Origin of the sequence: Paratissierella segnis (genome assembly GCF_014385195.1) — a bacterium.
Taxonomy (GTDB): Bacteria; Bacillota; Clostridia; order Tissierellales; family Tissierellaceae; genus Paratissierella; species Paratissierella segnis.
The window spans coordinates 1-16,854 of the sequence record NZ_JACRTG010000027.1 but is presented as its reverse complement, the minus strand read 5'-3'; the positions used below and the strand labels follow the sequence as shown (position 1 = coordinate 16,854).

Below are 16,854 nucleotides of genomic sequence, written 5' to 3'. Positions count from 1 at the left end.
TAATGGAAATAATAAACATAGAAAATTTTAAAGAAGATAGATTTGAAACAGCAATAGCACTAGGGAATTTTGATGGAGTTCATATAGGACATCAAAAATTAATTAAAGAAATGGTTGAGATTTCTAGAAAATTTGGATTAAAATCCTCCGTTTTACTCTTTAACAATCATACAAAAACGATATTAGATGGGAAAGGGCCAAAACTTATAACTTCTTTAAAGCAAAAATATGATTTAATTGAAAATTTAGGTGTGGATATTGTCTATACCATGAGCTTTAATGAAAATATTATGAAATTAAGCCCGGAGGAATTTGTAAAAGGTATTTTGATTGAAAAACTTAATTGTAAAGCTGTATCAGTAGGTACCGATTATACATTTGGATATAAAAAATCTGGAAATGCAAATTTATTGGAGAAATTGGGAAATAAATTTCATTACTTTGTGAATATTGTAAGTCCAATGTATGTAAATAATGAAATTGTCAGCAGCACAAAAATCAGAGAACTTATTGTTAAAGGTGATATAGATGAAGCAAAAGCCTTGCTTGGTAGAGATTATTCCGTAAGAGGAAAGGTAGTTCATGGGAAAAAAAGAGGGGAAAAACTGGGATTTCCTACAGCCAATATTGAGCTTTTAGACGATTATATAATTCCTAGAAATGGAGTATATGCTACAAGGACTATTGTAGATAACAAAGAATATTTAAGTGCGACAAGTATTGGATATAATCCTACCTTTGAAGGGAACGAACTTAAAATTGAATCACATATAATTGATTTTAATTTAAATATATATGATAAAATTGTAGAGTTAAAATTTATTAGATATTTAAGAGATGAATATAAATTTGAAACTATAGATTTATTAAAAAAACAAATGCATAAGGATATAATGCAAGTTAAAGCATATTAAATATTTACATTATAAAAATATTATGATAATATATTTAATGTCATAGAAATTACCAAGAACTAAGTATTTCGTTCCTCGGCGGGTAACTTGGTCTTTGGTGTATAAAATTTTGGAGGTGTAATTTAATGTTATCAAAGGAAGTAAAAGAGCAAATTATCAATGATTACAAAATGCATGAAGGAGATACAGGTTCTCCGGAAGTGCAAATCGCATTATTGACTTACAGAATTAACTCAGTAAATGAGCATCTTAAAACTCATAAAAAAGATCACCATTCAAGGAGAGGTTTGTTAAAAATGGTTGGTCAAAGAAGAGGACTTTTAAAATATTTACAAGCAAATGATATTGAAAGATATCGTTCCTTAATTGAAAAATTAGGCATCAGAGGTTAATAAGAGCGGGATAATCCCGCTCTATTAGTTTATCTTACAGAGTAACATAAGAGAAACTTTTTATGCTGTTTTATTTAGTGTATAATTAAATAAATGGTTATAATAAAGATAGAAAATTTAATAGGAGGTATTATATGGAGAAGAAATTCCAGTATAGTTTAGCTGGTAGAGATTTGGTAGTGACCATTGGCAAAGTCGCTCTCCAAGCAGGCGGCTCTTGTTTAGTTCAATATGGAGATACTGTGGTTTTAGTTACTGCTACTCAATCTAAAGAACCAAGAGAGGGAATAGACTTTTTCCCACTGAGCGTAGATTACGAAGAAAAATTATACTCAGTTGGGAAAATACCAGGAGGTTTTATAAAAAGAGAAGGCAGACCAAGCGAAAAGGCAATACTTACTTCAAGGCTTATAGATAGACCCATCAGACCTTTATTCCCCGAAGGTTTTAGAAATGATGTACAGGTTATAGCTACCGTGCTTTCGGTTGATCAAGACAATAGTCCTGAAATAGCAGCAATGATAGGTTCTTCTATAGCTCTATCAGTATCGGATATTCCCTTTGATGGACCTACAGGAGCTGTAATTGTTGGGCTAATAGATGGTAAATTTATTATAAATCCAAATTGTGAAGAAAGAGAAAAATCAGCAATTCATTTAACTGTATCCGGTACAAAATCAGCAATTATGATGGTCGAAGCAGGCGCAAATGAAGTCCCTGAGGAAACAATGTTAGAGGGAATATTATTAGCCCATGAGGAGATCAAGAAGATTTGCTCTTTTGTTGAAGAAATAGCTAGAGATTGTGGAAAGGAAAAATCAAAGTACGAAGTATTCAAACCCAACGATGAATTGAAAGAAAAAATTATTGTATATGGTACTGAAAAATTAATTGCTGCTATCAATACTGTTGAAAAACAAGAAAGAGAAGATAATATAGCTCAGGTTTCTAATGAAATTTTAGAAAAATTTTTAGCTGATTATCCGGAAACTGAAAAAGATATAGATGAAATAATAGAGAATATAATTAGAAAAGAAGTAAGAAGACTAATAATTGAAGAAGGAATAAGACCTGACAACAGAAAAGTGGATGAAATCAGGCCAATAACATGTGAAGTAGGACTGTTACCTAGAACTCACGGTTCAGGTTTATTTACAAGAGGTCAAACTCAGGTGCTTACAATTACCACACTAGGAGCAATAAGTGATGCTCAGGTAATAGATGGGCTTGGAGAAGAAGATTCTAAAAGATATATGCACCATTATAACTTTCCACCATATTCAGTTGGTGAAACAAAACCATTGAGAAGTCCCGGCAGAAGAGAAATAGGACATGGGGCTTTAGCTGAAAGAGCATTGGAGCCGGTCATACCATCAGAGGAAGATTTCCCTTATACCATTAGATTGGTATCTGAAGTATTAGGTTCAAATGGTTCATCATCCCAAGCAAGTGTTTGCGGAAGCACTCTGTCCTTGCTAGACGCAGGTGTACCTATTAAATCACCGGTTGCAGGCATAGCAATGGGTTTAATTAAGGAAGATGACAAAGTGGCTATTCTTTATGACATTCAAGGTATGGAAGATCATTTAGGAGATATGGACTTTAAGGTTGCCGGCACTAGATATGGTGTTACAGCAATCCAAATGGATATTAAGATTGACGGAATAGATGGAAAGATATTGAAAGATGCACTGGAGAAAGCAAGACGAGGAAGGTTGTTTATATTGGATAAAATGGCCGAAACCATTTCTTCTCCTAGACATGACCTATCTAAATATGCTCCTAAGATATACACCATGCAAGTTAACCCGGATAAGATTAGGGATATAATAGGTCCTGGCGGAAAGATGATAAACAAGATAATAGATGAAACAGGAGTAAAAATAGATATTGATGATGAAGGCAAGGTATTTATTGCTGCTGTGTCCTCTGAAGGCGGAGAAAAGGCAATATCTATGATAAATGATATAGTTAAGGAAGTAGAGGTAGGGGACATTTATTTAGGTAAGGTAACGCGTATAACTAACTTTGGCGCCTTCGTAGATGTTCTTAATGGTAAAGAGGGTCTGGTCCATATATCTCAACTGGCTAAAGAGAGGGTAAATAAGGTAGAAGATGTGGTTTCAGTTGGAGATGAAGTTTTGGTAAAGGTTACGGAAATAGATAACCAAGGAAGAATCAATCTATCTAGAAAGGTATTGTTGCCCGAAGAGCCTAAAGGCGAAAAATAATTTATTTACATGAACCCAATTGGTTCATGTTTTAATTTCTTTGTATATAACTTTCCCAATTGAATATATATTTATATAGAATATATCAAGGGGGTTTATGCTATGAAGATGTTAGTTATAAAGAAAAATACAATTTTTATAATTCTTATAGCTTTATTGTTATTGATAGGCTTAATATTATTTCTACTATTTGGCTCAAATGCTAAAGATGTATTTAATGAAGATATCTTTTATAAAGGGACAAGAGATGAAAAGATCGTAGCTTTTGCATGCAATGTAGACTGGGGAAATGAGTATATCCCAGATATGCTCCAAATATTTAAAGATAAGGACATCAAGATTTCTTTTTTCCCCACAGGAAGGTGGGCTAAAGAAAATCCTGACTTAATTAAATCAATTGACGCAGATAACCATGAAATAGGAAATCATGGTTATAATCATGTGGATTATGATAAATTAAGTTATGATAAGAATAAGGAAGAAATATTAAAGGCACATAATAGTATAATGGATATAACGGGGAAGTCCCCAAAATATTTTGGACCTCCCTCCGGAGCATTCAATGATGAAACCGTAAAAGCAGCCAAAGATTTAGGATATAAATTGGTATTATGGAGTATAGATACCATAGACTGGCGAGAAGACAGCACCAAAGATGTAATAATTAATCGAGTTGAAAGTAAAATACATAATTCCGCTATTATACTTATACATCCCACTCAAGAAACGGTAAAAGCCTTACCGGAAATAATCAATTTCCTATTTCAAAAAGGATATAAAATTGGTACAATAGGTGATGTGATAAATTAAAAATTGGAGGAAATAATGTACATTTTAGATAAATTGGATAATGGAATACATGTGGCAATGGAGAAAGTAGATTACTTAAATTCGGTAACCCTAGGAGTTGTTATAGAATGCGGTTCAATAAGGGAAAATGAAACAAACAATGGAGTATCACATTTTATTGAGCATATGCTTTTTAAAGGTACAAAATCAAGGACTTCTAAGGAAATCGCTGAAGCTATAGACAATGTAGGAGGTCAAATAAATGCTTTTACGGGAAAAGAACAAACGGCTTATTATATAAAAGTATTAGATGATCATCTTAATATAGCTATAGATGTTCTTTCGGATATGTTCTTAAACTCTTTATTTTTAGATGGTGAAATCGAAAAAGAGAAGAATGTCATAATGGAAGAAATAAATATGTATCAGGATTCGCCGGAGGATTTAGTATATGAGTTGTTAAATGAAATAATGTTTAAGAAAACACCACTTGAATATCCGATATTGGGAATTGATAGCAGTATAATAAATTTGAACAAAGATAAGATCCTTAAATATTTCTATGAAAATTACAATCCTGAAGATATTATAATTTCAATAGTCGGTAAATTTGATGAAAAAAAGGTAATTTCTCAGCTTAACAATACTTTTGGGAAATTTAATATTGGAAATAGTACGAAAGATGTTTCCAATATTATTACTTATAATTTTACCAACAATATAAAAGGGATAAATAAAAATTTTGAGCAACTTAATCTTTGTATCGGAATGAATGGCGTAAATAGTATGTCTGATGATATTTATCCAATATTAATTCTTAACAATATATTCGGAGGAAGTATGAGCTCAAAACTATTCCAAAGGCTAAGAGAAGATGAGGGGTTGGTTTATGACATAGATTCACATATGACAGCTTATAAAGATATCGGAATATTTACAATATATGCAGGGTTAAATTCTGAAAATTTAATTAAATCAATTAAACTGATTGATGAAGAAATCAGGAAAATTAAGAAAAGCTTGATAACGAAAGATGAATTGAGTAGATCAAAGGATCAGTTAAAGGGAAATTATATATTAGCTATGGAATCCACATTTAACAGAATGATGGAAATTGGAAAATCTACATCTCAATTTCATAGAATTGAGACAATCGAAGAGGTAATTAAAAAAATAGATAATGTAAAAATGGATGACATCGAAAGAGTTGTAAATCACATATTTCAAAATGATAGCTTCAATATTGCTTATGTTGGAGAATTGGACGAGCAGGAAACAGTTGAAGAAGAAATCAAAGAAATACTATTTGGATAAGGAGATGAAGATAGATGATTGTTAAAGTTTTAAATAAAAGTCCCTTTCCGTTGCCGGAATATAAGACACCCTATTCAGCCGGAATGGATTTAAAGGCCTATATAGACGACGCTATAGTGCTTAAACCTTTAGATAGGGTATTAGTGCCAACAGGTCTATTTCTATCTATACCGAAAGGATACGAGGGGCAAATAAGAGGTAGAAGCGGATTGGCATTAAAACATGGAATTACATTGGCTAATGGCATAGGGACAATTGATAGCGATTATAGAGGTGAAATAAAAATTATACTTATCAACTTAGGAAAAGAACCCTTCACGATAAATAATGGGGATAGAATAGCACAACTGGTTTTGATTAAACACGAATGGATAGATTTTGATCTTGTGGGAAGTTTAGATGAGACAGATAGAGGAGAAGGAGGATTTGGTCATACCGGAGTTTAATTAGTAGCATAATTGATATTATCATAAATGATATGAATAAACAACAAATAACCACATATACTTATAATAGTAGAATACTAACAGAACCTTCTTATTTATTATTAAAAGTTTATTTGGGGTGATAATATGAAATTAAGTGAGTTGGGCGAAAAAGAAGTCGTCAATTTAAACAACGGTGGTAGGCTTGGTATATTGGCTGATTCTGATTTAATTATCGAAGAAAAAACCGGTAAAATTTTAAGTTTAATTGCACCTGACAGAAGATTTTCATCAAAACTTTTTGGCATTGAAAAAAATGGCATAGAAATTCCTTGGGATGCAATAAGGAAAATTGGATATGATATGATTATAGTTGAATTGGATAGCTAAATTTTTTAAACATAATCTTTAAAATTTTTAAGATTATGTTTTTCTCTTTTAAGAATAATATAAATAATAAGGTTAAAGCTAATTAGGAAAAACTTAAAGAGGAGGAAATATATGCTTTCAAAAGATGATGACAAAAAATTAGACGAAAACAAAGAAGCTGATGGGAACAACACTGATAAAACTGAGAATATAAAAGAACTTGGGATTCCTAATGAATTAGCTACCAGCAAAAACGATATACAATTTATTTCAATAATAGGTGAAATTGAAGGCCATTTTGTAGCACCTGCTGATAAAAAAACGACCAAATATGAACATATCATTCCTTTATTAATAAATGCTCAACAGGATTCTAACATAAAGGGGTTATTTATCATACTCAATACAGTTGGAGGAGATGTGGAAGCAGGGCTTGCATTGGCCGAAATGATCAACGGAATAAACAAACCAAAAGTTTCTTTGGTATTAGGTGGAGGTCATAGTATTGGTGTTCCTTTGGCTACTTGCACTGACTATTCTGTAATAGTTGAGTCAGCCACAATGACCATTCACCCAATCAGAACAACAGGATTAGTAATTGGAGTTCCTCAGACCTTTAGATATTTCCAAAAAATGCAAAAAAGGATTATTGATTTTATTTTACGTACATCAAATATTAGTGAAAAATCACTTATGGATCTAATGTATGCAACTGATCAACTGGCAAATGACATTGGCACCATTTTAGTAGGTGAAGAAGCAGTGAAATATGGTTTAATTGATAGCGTAGGTAATTTCTCCTTTGCTTTAAATAAAATGAAAGAATTAATAAATGATAAGAAAAGCATTTATTGACAAATAAAATGGCTCTTATGAAATTCATTTCTATAAAGCTCTTTTATGCAATGAAAGCAGGGCTTTACACATAAAAATATTAGATTATAGTTTATAAATATGCTATAATACTATAAAGTGAATAAAGGGGGAAATACATTTGAGTTTAATACAAGCGGTAATTTTAGGAATATTCCAGGGAATTGCAGAATTTTTACCTATTAGTAGTTCAGGACATCTGGCTTTATTACAGCATTTATTTGGTATAGAAGAAGGTAATTTGTTTTTTATGGAAATGCTGCATTTCGGAACATTGATTTCTATTTTTATTGTTTATTTTAAAGACATAAAAAAGATAATTTATGAAATTTTTATATTAATTGGAGATATAATTAAAGGAAGAAGAAAAAAGCTTACAGCACATCAAAAATTAGGGTTATTTGTTTTGACGGGAAGTATACCTACTGCAATAATTGGACTATTGTTCGAAGATTTTTTTAAAAATTTATATACTTCAATATTACCAATAGGTATTGCTTTTATTGTAACAGGTTTTCTATTATATTTTGCTGAAAGAAAAACTTCTAAAAATAGAAAAATAGAAGATATGAATTTAATGGATTCTTTGGTAGTAGGGACTTGTCAAGGTATAGCTATCATACCGGGCATATCAAGATCAGGCTCTACAATAGTAGCTAGTTTGTTTAGAGGCTTAAACAAATCATTAGCTACAGAATACTCTTTTTTGTTGGCACTGCCTGCTATTTTTGGTGCTTTTTTGTTGGGGATAATAGATGTATTTAAGGAAGGACCAAATATTGTTATGATTAATGCTCCTCTAATCGTTGGTGTAATATTGTCAGCGGTTGTTGGTGTTATCTCGATTAAAACCTTTATAAAAGTATTAAAAAATAATAACCTTCATTACTTTTCATATTATCTATGGATTGTAGGAATTATTACTGTAATAACTCAATTAATTTAATTCGCAGGGAGTATGAGGTGATATTTCTTTGGCAACTCGAAAAAAAACATCTAAGAAAAAAACAAATAAAGATAATATTATTTTTAATAAAGACTTATTAGGAATTGTTGTAATATCCATCGGCATAATTATAATGATAAGTCTCTTTAACACAAAGATGGGAATTGTTGGACAAGCTATAAACGATGCTTGCTTTTATCTTATGGGGTTCGGAGGTTACTTTTTCCCATTAGCTGTAATATCAATTGGAGTCATGTATCTTTTGGATAGATTTGATAAGCTGGAATTTAGGAATACCGTAGCTATAATAGCTATATTTATTAGTTTATTAGTTGTATTAGATGGAATAAATAAAGTGGATTTAGGATTTATTGATAGAATAAAAAACAGTATCATACTTTCCAAAGCAAATAAAGGTGGAGGAATTATCGGAAGCTTTTTTGGATTTTTCTTTTATAAGCTATTTGGATCCGTTGGTACTTATTTAGTATTATCTTTATTAATTACAGTTTGTTTATTGATTTTAACAAACACGAAGATTAAAGATATAATAACAAAAACTAATAGTATCAAACATGAAAAAAAGGATAATATCAAAAAATATAAAGCACAATTGTCTCCGGAAGATTTATTAGAAATACCTCATGGAGAAATAAAAATACATGATTATTCCAAAAATGCACAAAATGATGCAACAAAAGAAAATGTAAATTCATCAAGTGTAAAAAAGGAAACTCAAAATATAGATACGGAAATAAAGGAAAAACAAGTTAAGTTTCATAATATCGCTTATAAAATACCTCCTTTAAACCTATTGAATTCACCAATAAATCAATATGATACCAATAATAAAAAAGAAGTTCTAAATAATGCTAAGATCATTGAAGATACTATGAAAAATTTTGGAATTGATGCAACTATATCAAAAATAAACGTAGGTCCTACTATTACTTGTTATGAGCTATCCCCCTCACCGGGTATCAAACTGAGTAGAATAGTATCTCTATCCGATAATATAGCATTAAGTTTAGCTTCATCAGATATTAGGATTGAAGCTCCAATTCCGGGAAAGGCTGCCGTTGGTATAGAGGTCCCTAATAGAGTGAAATCTAATGTATATCTGAAAGAAATCATTCAATCGCATGAATACAAAGACATGGATTCTCCTATACCGTTAGCTCTTGGAAAAGATGTCTCCGGAAAGCCCATAGTTTCTTCAATAGATAAGATGCCTCATCTATTAATAGCCGGTGCAACAGGATCTGGAAAAAGTGTATGTATAAATACAATAATAATGAGCATTTTATATAAATCATCACCTGACGATGTAAAATTGATGTTAATAGATCCTAAGGTAGTTGAATTGAACGTTTATAATGGAATTCCACATCTGTTAATTCCCGTTGTAACTGATGCTAAAAAAGCGGCTTTTGCATTAAGTTGGGCTGTTACCGAAATGGAAAGAAGATATAAAATATTTGCAAAAAACAGTGTAAGGGACATTACGGCTTATAATAGCAAAATCAAAGAAAAAAGCGGTGAAGAAAAACTTCCCACTATAGTTATAATAATCGATGAATTGGCAGATTTGATGATGGTCGCAGCTCAGGAAATTGAGGATTATATTTGCAGATTAGCTCAAATGGCAAGAGCTGCAGGCATGTATTTAATAGTAGCAACTCAAAGACCGTCGGTGGATGTAATTACCGGTACTATAAAAGCAAATATACCTTCCAGAATATCATTTGCAGTATCATCTCAAGTAGATTCCAGAACTATATTGGATATGTCGGGTGCTGAAAAATTGTTGGGTAAAGGTGATATGCTGTTTTATCCTTCATTTTATTCTAAACCGACTCGTATTCAAGGTGCTTTTATTAGAGATGATGAAGTTGAAAAAGTAGTAAATTTCTTGAAAGATGAAAACATCTCACAGTATGATGAGGAGATTATAGATATAATACAAAACCCCAAAAATATTAACAATTTAGACAGTGATGAATTGCTACCTAATGCAATTAAACTTGTAGTTGAAGAAGGACAGGCATCAATTTCGCTTCTGCAAAGAAAATTAAAAATTGGGTATGCTAGGGCGGCACGAATTGTAGATGAAATGGAAGAACGCGGTGTTATTGGTAGCTATGAGGGTAGTAAACCACGAAAAGTTTTAATGAGCAAAGAAGAATTAAGTGAATTGGAAGAAGATTTTTAAGGAGCGATATGATGGCAAAAATGAGTGTGTATGTAGTTACACTAGGCTGTTCCAAAAATGAAGTGGATTCAGAACTAATGTTGAGTATACTGGATAAAGAAAATTTCGAAGTTGCTGTAGATATTTCAAATGCAAGCATAATTATAGTAAATACCTGTGGATTTATTGAATCTGCTAAAGAAGAATCTATTGAAACCATATGGGAAATGACAAAATATAAAAAATACGGTAATTGCAGGTATATATTGTTAGCTGGATGTTTGGCACAAAGATATTCGAAAGAATTAATGGAAGAAATAGAAGATATTGACGGAATTATCGGTACGGGAAATATTCGGAATTTAAACAATATATTAGAAAATCTAAATAATCAGAAGAAACAGGTTAAAATTGAAGATATCAATAATGCATATTTGGAAAATGTAAATAGAATAAATTTCTCATCGTCAGCATATGTCAGAATATCAGAAGGTTGTGACAACCATTGTACTTATTGTATAATACCCAAGATTAGGGGAAAGCATAGAAGTAGAAAAATGGAGGACATAATAAACGAAGTTGAATATTTAGCCTCCAACGGTGTAAAGGAAATAATTTTGATAGCTCAAAATACATCCGATTATGGAATTGATTTGTATGGGGAATATTCTCTATACAAATTATTGGATAAATTAAACGAAATTAAAGATATTAAATGGATAAGAATTCATTATCTATATCCCGATCATTTTTCGGATGAATTAATAAACTCAATAAAAAATAATGCCAAGGTGTTAAAGTATGTCGATATACCTCTTCAGCATATTAATAACAGTATTTTAAAGAAAATGAATAGAAGAACTAATAAAGATGATATTATATTATTAATTAAAAAACTCAGAAAAGAGATATCTAATATAGTAATAAGGACCACTTTTATAGTGGGCTTTCCCGGAGAAGGTGATGCGCAATTCAAAGAACTTTATGATTTTATAAACAATGTAAAATTTGACAGGCTCGGAGTATTTACTTATTCTAAAGAAGAAGATACTATTGCTTATAATATGCCAAACCAGCTGTATGAAGGAACAAAAGAAAAAAGAAGAAATATGATAATGGAATTGCAGAAGAAAATATCAGAAAATATTATGGCTTCAAAGATTGGCAATACATATGAAGTTCTTATTGAGGAATGTATCGACGAAAATACATATGTGGGTAGAACATATATGGATAGTCCCGAAATTGATGGAGTTGTATATGTAAATAGTAAAACCAAGTTAAATACAGGTGATTTTGTTAATGTTAAAATTAGCGATTTTCTAGAATATGATTTGATAGGAGAGTTGGTTCATGAATTTACCAAATAAAATAACTTTAATAAGAGTTTTAATGGTTCCCATATTTCTTATTATTTTTAATTTAGATTTCCAATATAGTACATATATAGCGGCTATTATATTTATTCTTGCATCATTAACCGATACTTTGGATGGATATATTGCAAGAAGCAGAAATCTAGTAACCAATTTTGGAAAGTTTGTTGACCCGTTAGCAGATAAGGTATTGGTATCTGCAGCGTTAATTTCTTTAGTTGAAGTTGGTAAGGCACCGGCATGGATTGTAATTGTCATAATAGCAAGAGAGTTTACAATAACAGGATTTAGGGTTATTGCTGCATCAGAAGGTATAACTATAGCGGCAAGTCCATTAGGAAAATTAAAGACAGTAACACAATTGATTGCAATAATTGCATTGTTATTGAATAACTTTCCCTTTAGAATTATTAACATACCATTTGATATTATAATGTTATATATTTCTTTATTATTTACTATATTATCTGGTATTGATTATATTTATAAAAATAAAGATTTGTTAAAATTAGATGAAATATAGGAGATGGCAATATTGATCGCAGAAATACTCACTATAGGAACAGAGGTTATAACAGGTAGCATATTAAATACTAATGCTCAATATCTAGCTGGTAAATTAATGGATTTAGGTATAGAGCCTATTTACCATACGTCTGTTGATGATAATAAAGAGAGATTAAGAAATGTTTTTAAAACGTCACTTGATAGAGCGGATATAATTATAACTACCGGTGGATTAGGACCTACTCAAGATGATTTAACTAAAGAAGTTATTTCCAGTACATTAGAACTTCCTTTGGAAAGAGATTCTAGTATGGAAGAAAATATTAGAATGATGTTTCAAAACATGCATAGGGATATGACTGAAAATAACTTGAAACAAGCGGAAAGACCTTTAGGATCACAGTTTATTGAAAATAGCAATGGCACCGCACCAGGTATTTTCATTAATAAAAATGGAAAGAAAATCATATTGTTACCCGGACCTCCAAAAGAAATGATCCCCATGTTTGAAAATTATGTAGCCGGACTTATCAAAGAAGATTATACAATTATTCAAAAATCCGCAAATTTGATAGGTATTGGGGAGTCGGCACTTGAAACAGAACTTAAAAAATTGGATGTTTATACTAATGGGTTTGAAATAGCTACGTTTGCTAAAGACGGAGAAGTAGAAATAAAAATCATTGGCAAAGGAAAAGTGAGATTAGAAGTAGAAGAAAAAGTAAATGAAATTCTTGATATAATCAATAAAAAATTTAGCGAATTTATATATGGATATGATAACATTCCGATAGAGGAATTGGTACTTAACAGATTAAAAGAAAAGAGATTTAAGATGTCGTTATGTGAATCTTGTACAGGCGGACTTATAACTAGCAGATTAACCGGTATTTCCGGTGCTTCTGAAGTCTTGGATAGAGGATTGGTAACTTACAGCAATCAGGCCAAAATCGATGAACTAAATGTAAAACCGTTGACCTTAGAAAATCATGGAGCAGTGAGCCGAGAAACTGCATATGAAATGGCAAAAGGCTTAATAGAAAAGACGAATTCCGATATTGTGCTTTCTATTACAGGAATAGCAGGCCCTTTAGGCGGAAGTATCGAAAAACCTGTTGGACTTGTATATATGTGTGTTATGACAAGGGATAATTATAAGATATACGAAAATCATTTTACCGGTAATAGAACATCAATTCAAAATAGAGCAACGATTAAAGCTTTCTATGAAATATTTAACTTTTTAAGGTAATAAAAATAATAACAACTGAGGTTTTTCAAATCTCAGGATGAAAAAATAAATACAAAGGTAATGTGAATTTAAAATAATTATAATTGACTAATGTTCATATTTATTGTAATATAAAGATACAGAACTAACGTTCGAAAACAGAAAGGGGTGAATCCAGTTTTACTGGAGAACTATGGCAACTATTAATACTGATAAAAAGAAAGCTCTTGATTTGGCATTTAGCCAAATTGAAAAACAGTTTGGTAAAGGATCTGTTATGAGATTAGGAGAAGGGGCTAAGATGAGTTTAGATATTATACCTACAGGTTCATTGGACTTGGACATTGCTTTGGGCATTGGCGGAGTACCTAGAGGTAGGATAGTTGAAATCTTTGGTCCGGAATCATCCGGAAAGACGACTGTTGCATTACATATCATAGCAGAAGCACAGAAAACAGGTGGAATTGCTGCCTTTATTGATGCTGAACATGCTCTTGATCCCGGATATGCAAAAAAATTAGGTGTAGATATTGATAATTTAATTATCTCTCAACCTGACACCGGTGAACAGGCACTTGAAATAACCGAAGCATTAGTTCGTAGTGGTGCTATTGATGTTGTAGTTATAGACTCTGTAGCTGCACTGGTGCCGAAAGCCGAAATAGAAGGGGAAATGGGAGACAGCCATATTGGTTTACAAGCGAGACTTATGTCACAAGCACTTAGAAAGCTTGCAGGTGCAGTAAATAAATCAAATACTACATGTATTTTTATTAATCAATTAAGAGAAAAGGTAGGAGTTATGTTTGGGAATCCAGAGACTACTACTGGTGGCAGAGCATTAAAATTCTACGCTACAATAAGAATGGATGTTAGAAGATCTGAAGCTATTAAGCAAGGTGAAGAAATAATTGGGAACAGGACGCGAATTAAAGTGGTAAAAAACAAAGTTGCGCCGCCTTTTAAACAAGCTGAATTTGATATAATGTATGGGCTTGGAATATCTAAAGAAGGTAATATTCTTGATTGTGGAGTAAATGCGGACATAATCAATAAGTCCGGTTCATGGTATAGTTATGGCGATTATAAATTAGGTCAAGGAAGAGAAAATTCTAAGGATTTTCTAAAAGAAAATAAAGATGTTTGTAATGAAATAGAAAAGAAGGTTAGAGTAAAATTTGGTTTAAATAAAGAAGAAGCCACTAATGAAATTATTGAAAAAGAAGCTGACAATAATACCGGTAGCAAATTAAAAAGCAATTAACCTCCTATATAGGAGGTTTTCCATTAGGAGTGTATAGATTGAGAATATTATTTTTTACTGATACTCATATACGGGGAAATAATCCAAAAAATAGAAAAGATGATTTTGTTAAAACACTTGAAAATAAGTTATTGGAAATAGTTAAAATAATAAACGATAACAATATCGATTATGTGATCCATGGAGGAGATTTATTTGATCGTCCAGATATTTCCGTGTCTATTGTCAGTCGATTTGCTAAAATTTTAAAAGAAATAAAAATTCCACTTTATATAGTAAGTGGAAATCACGATATCTTTGGGCATAATCCCTTAACCGTCGGTAGAACAATGTTGGGGCTATTAAATGATTTAGACTTTATTCATATCATAGATGATAAAGAAGTGATTATATTGGAGAAAAATAATATAAAATTACAATTAACTGGACAACCTTATACCTATGATATTGATAATCCGCTCAATAAAGATAAATATATTGTTAAAGAAATTAAAGATAATGTAAATTATTCAATACATGTAGTACATGGAATGCTGTTGGATAAACCTTTTATAAAAGGCATACCTTATACGCTTCTTGAAGATATAAAAGGTACTAAAGCGGATATAACCTTGTCAGGGCACTATCATAATGGCTTCAAAACAACTATCATAGATAATAAATACTTTATTAATCCAGGAAGTATTGTAAGAATTACAAATAGCTTAAGAGAAATAAATAGAATACCTCAAGTTGTTATGCTAGATTTAAATGATAAAATAAATATTGAATATGTACCTTTAAAATGTGCCGAAGAAGGTGAATTGGTACTAGATAGAAGTGAAATTGAAAAACATATATTTAAAGGCGAGAGAATTTTGGAATTTAAGCAGACTATCGATTCAGCCTTGAATTTTGAAAAAATGGATATAAATGATGTATTATTAGAAGTTTCTTCTTCAGAAGGAGTTTCGGAAGAAGTAAAACTTGAAGCTCTTAAAAGAATAGCACTTATCCAAATGAAAAACTTGTAGGTGAGAATATGAAATATATAAAAAAAGTTATTTTGGAAAACTTTCAGTCCCATAAGTACTCAGTAATAGATTTCAATGAAGACCTAAATGTCATTGTTGGTCCGTCTGATTCAGGAAAATCAGCAATCATAAGAGGCATAAAGTGGGCCTTATACAATGAACCATCTGGTGATTATTTCATACGTGAAGGAGCAGGAGAATGTAGTGTAACCATTGAATTTAATGATAATGTAATATTAAAAAGATATAGGAGTAAATATAAAAATATTTATATTTTAACGGATAGAGATGGAAATGAAATAAAATTCGAAGGATTTGGATCTAACGTTCCTCAAGAAATAATTGAAACAGTTGGAATAAAAAAGATAAATTTGGATAGTGATTCTTCAAATGCAATCAATTTGGGGGAACAATTAGAAGGTGCATTCCTGCTTTCAGAAAAAACTTCTGTGAGGGCAAGTGCTATTGGTAGATTAGTAGGAGTAAATATTATTGACGATGCACTGAGAGATACACTAAAAGATACTAGAAATTTAAATATAAATAAAAAAAACATAGAAGACAGCGTTCAAAGCTTGGAATTGGAGATAAAAAAATTTGCCTTTTTAGAAGAATTAAAATTGAAATTAAAAAATCTTGAAAATATAAAGTCTAAATTATCCTTCTTAGAAAATAAAGTTGAAATATTGAACAAATTGCGAGATAATTTATATGAGATTCAAACCGAAAAAGAAAATCAATCGTTAATATTAATCAAATTAAGTACAATAGATAATCTTTCTGATGTTATTAATTCTACCGAAAATAAAATTTTCAGATACAGATCATTAAATAATTACAACAATAATTTGATAAATATAAAAGGTAGAATTGATGAAAATGATTATATTATAAAAAGCTTACAATCTATAAATCTAGTAAATAATAAGATACAAAAAAGCAATATTGAATTAGAAAAAATAAAGTCATTATCGCGACGTGAATATGAAGTCTTGACTTTAATTTCCTCTGGACGTAGC

The 16,854-nt window shown here is 31.0% G+C and carries 16 protein-coding genes; all 16 read left to right on the top strand.

The annotated features are described in order from the left end of the window. Window positions 1–2 precede the first annotated feature (2 nt). Complete coding sequence (locus H8707_RS11280; protein ID WP_262430239.1) at window positions 3–914, top strand: bifunctional riboflavin kinase/FAD synthetase; 912 nt, start codon at window positions 3–5, stop codon at window positions 912–914. Between the two features lie 125 nt (window positions 915–1,039). Further along, complete coding sequence (rpsO, locus tag H8707_RS11275) at window positions 1,040–1,306, top strand: 30S ribosomal protein S15 (RefSeq protein WP_262430238.1); 267 nt, start codon at window positions 1,040–1,042, stop codon at window positions 1,304–1,306. A 134-nt stretch (window positions 1,307–1,440) separates the two neighbouring features. Then, window positions 1,441–3,537, top strand: a complete 2,097-nt coding sequence (locus H8707_RS11270) for a polyribonucleotide nucleotidyltransferase (RefSeq protein WP_262430237.1) — start codon at window positions 1,441–1,443, stop codon at window positions 3,535–3,537. A gap of 102 nt (window positions 3,538–3,639) precedes the next feature. Then, entirely contained in the window at window positions 3,640–4,347 is a 708-nt protein-coding gene (locus tag H8707_RS11265) for a polysaccharide deacetylase family protein (protein WP_262430236.1), read from the top strand. 15 nt (window positions 4,348–4,362) lie between these two features. Further along, window positions 4,363–5,640 carry a M16 family metallopeptidase gene (locus H8707_RS11260; RefSeq protein ID WP_262430235.1) on the top strand — a complete coding sequence of 426 codons (1,278 nt, stop codon included), beginning with the start codon at window positions 4,363–4,365 and terminating at the stop codon, window positions 5,638–5,640. 14 nt (window positions 5,641–5,654) lie between these two features. Beyond that, the gene (dut, locus tag H8707_RS11255; RefSeq protein WP_262430234.1) at window positions 5,655–6,086 is read left to right on the top strand and encodes a dUTP diphosphatase; all 432 of its coding nucleotides are present in this window, start codon (window positions 5,655–5,657) and stop codon (window positions 6,084–6,086) included. A gap of 126 nt (window positions 6,087–6,212) precedes the next feature. Beyond that, complete coding sequence (locus tag H8707_RS11250) at window positions 6,213–6,455, top strand: YlmC/YmxH family sporulation protein (RefSeq protein ID WP_262430233.1); 243 nt, start codon at window positions 6,213–6,215, stop codon at window positions 6,453–6,455. Between the two features lie 111 nt (window positions 6,456–6,566). Continuing rightward, complete coding sequence (locus tag H8707_RS11245) at window positions 6,567–7,289, top strand: ClpP family protease (RefSeq protein ID WP_262430232.1); 723 nt, start codon at window positions 6,567–6,569, stop codon at window positions 7,287–7,289. Window positions 7,290–7,428: 139 nt separating this feature from the next. Beyond that, complete coding sequence (locus H8707_RS11240; RefSeq protein WP_262430231.1) at window positions 7,429–8,253, top strand: undecaprenyl-diphosphate phosphatase; 825 nt, start codon at window positions 7,429–7,431, stop codon at window positions 8,251–8,253. A 28-nt stretch (window positions 8,254–8,281) separates the two neighbouring features. Further along, window positions 8,282–10,465, top strand: coding sequence for an FtsK/SpoIIIE family DNA translocase (locus H8707_RS11235; protein WP_262430230.1), 2,184 nt, complete (start codon window positions 8,282–8,284; stop codon window positions 10,463–10,465). An 11-nt stretch (window positions 10,466–10,476) separates the two neighbouring features. Continuing rightward, window positions 10,477–11,814 carry a 30S ribosomal protein S12 methylthiotransferase RimO gene (gene rimO / locus H8707_RS11230; protein ID WP_262430229.1) on the top strand — a complete coding sequence of 446 codons (1,338 nt, stop codon included), beginning with the start codon at window positions 10,477–10,479 and terminating at the stop codon, window positions 11,812–11,814. Next, the gene (gene pgsA / locus H8707_RS11225; protein ID WP_262430228.1) at window positions 11,798–12,343 is read left to right on the top strand and encodes a CDP-diacylglycerol--glycerol-3-phosphate 3-phosphatidyltransferase; all 546 of its coding nucleotides are present in this window, start codon (window positions 11,798–11,800) and stop codon (window positions 12,341–12,343) included. Before rimO ends, pgsA begins: the two co-directional genes overlap by 17 nt. A gap of 3 nt (window positions 12,344–12,346) precedes the next feature. Beyond that, window positions 12,347–13,579: a competence/damage-inducible protein A gene (locus H8707_RS11220; RefSeq protein ID WP_262430227.1), complete on the top strand. Its 1,233-nt coding sequence runs from the start codon at window positions 12,347–12,349 to the stop codon at window positions 13,577–13,579. A 172-nt stretch (window positions 13,580–13,751) separates the two neighbouring features. After that, window positions 13,752–14,822, top strand: coding sequence for a recombinase RecA (recA, locus tag H8707_RS11215; RefSeq protein WP_262430226.1), 1,071 nt, complete (start codon window positions 13,752–13,754; stop codon window positions 14,820–14,822). Window positions 14,823–14,851: 29 nt separating this feature from the next. Further along, window positions 14,852–15,835, top strand: a complete 984-nt coding sequence (locus H8707_RS11210; protein WP_394354667.1) for a metallophosphoesterase family protein — start codon at window positions 14,852–14,854, stop codon at window positions 15,833–15,835. A gap of 8 nt (window positions 15,836–15,843) precedes the next feature. After that, the coding region (locus H8707_RS11205) for an AAA family ATPase (protein WP_262430224.1) at window positions 15,844–16,854 on the top strand (1,011 nt) is incomplete at its 3' end.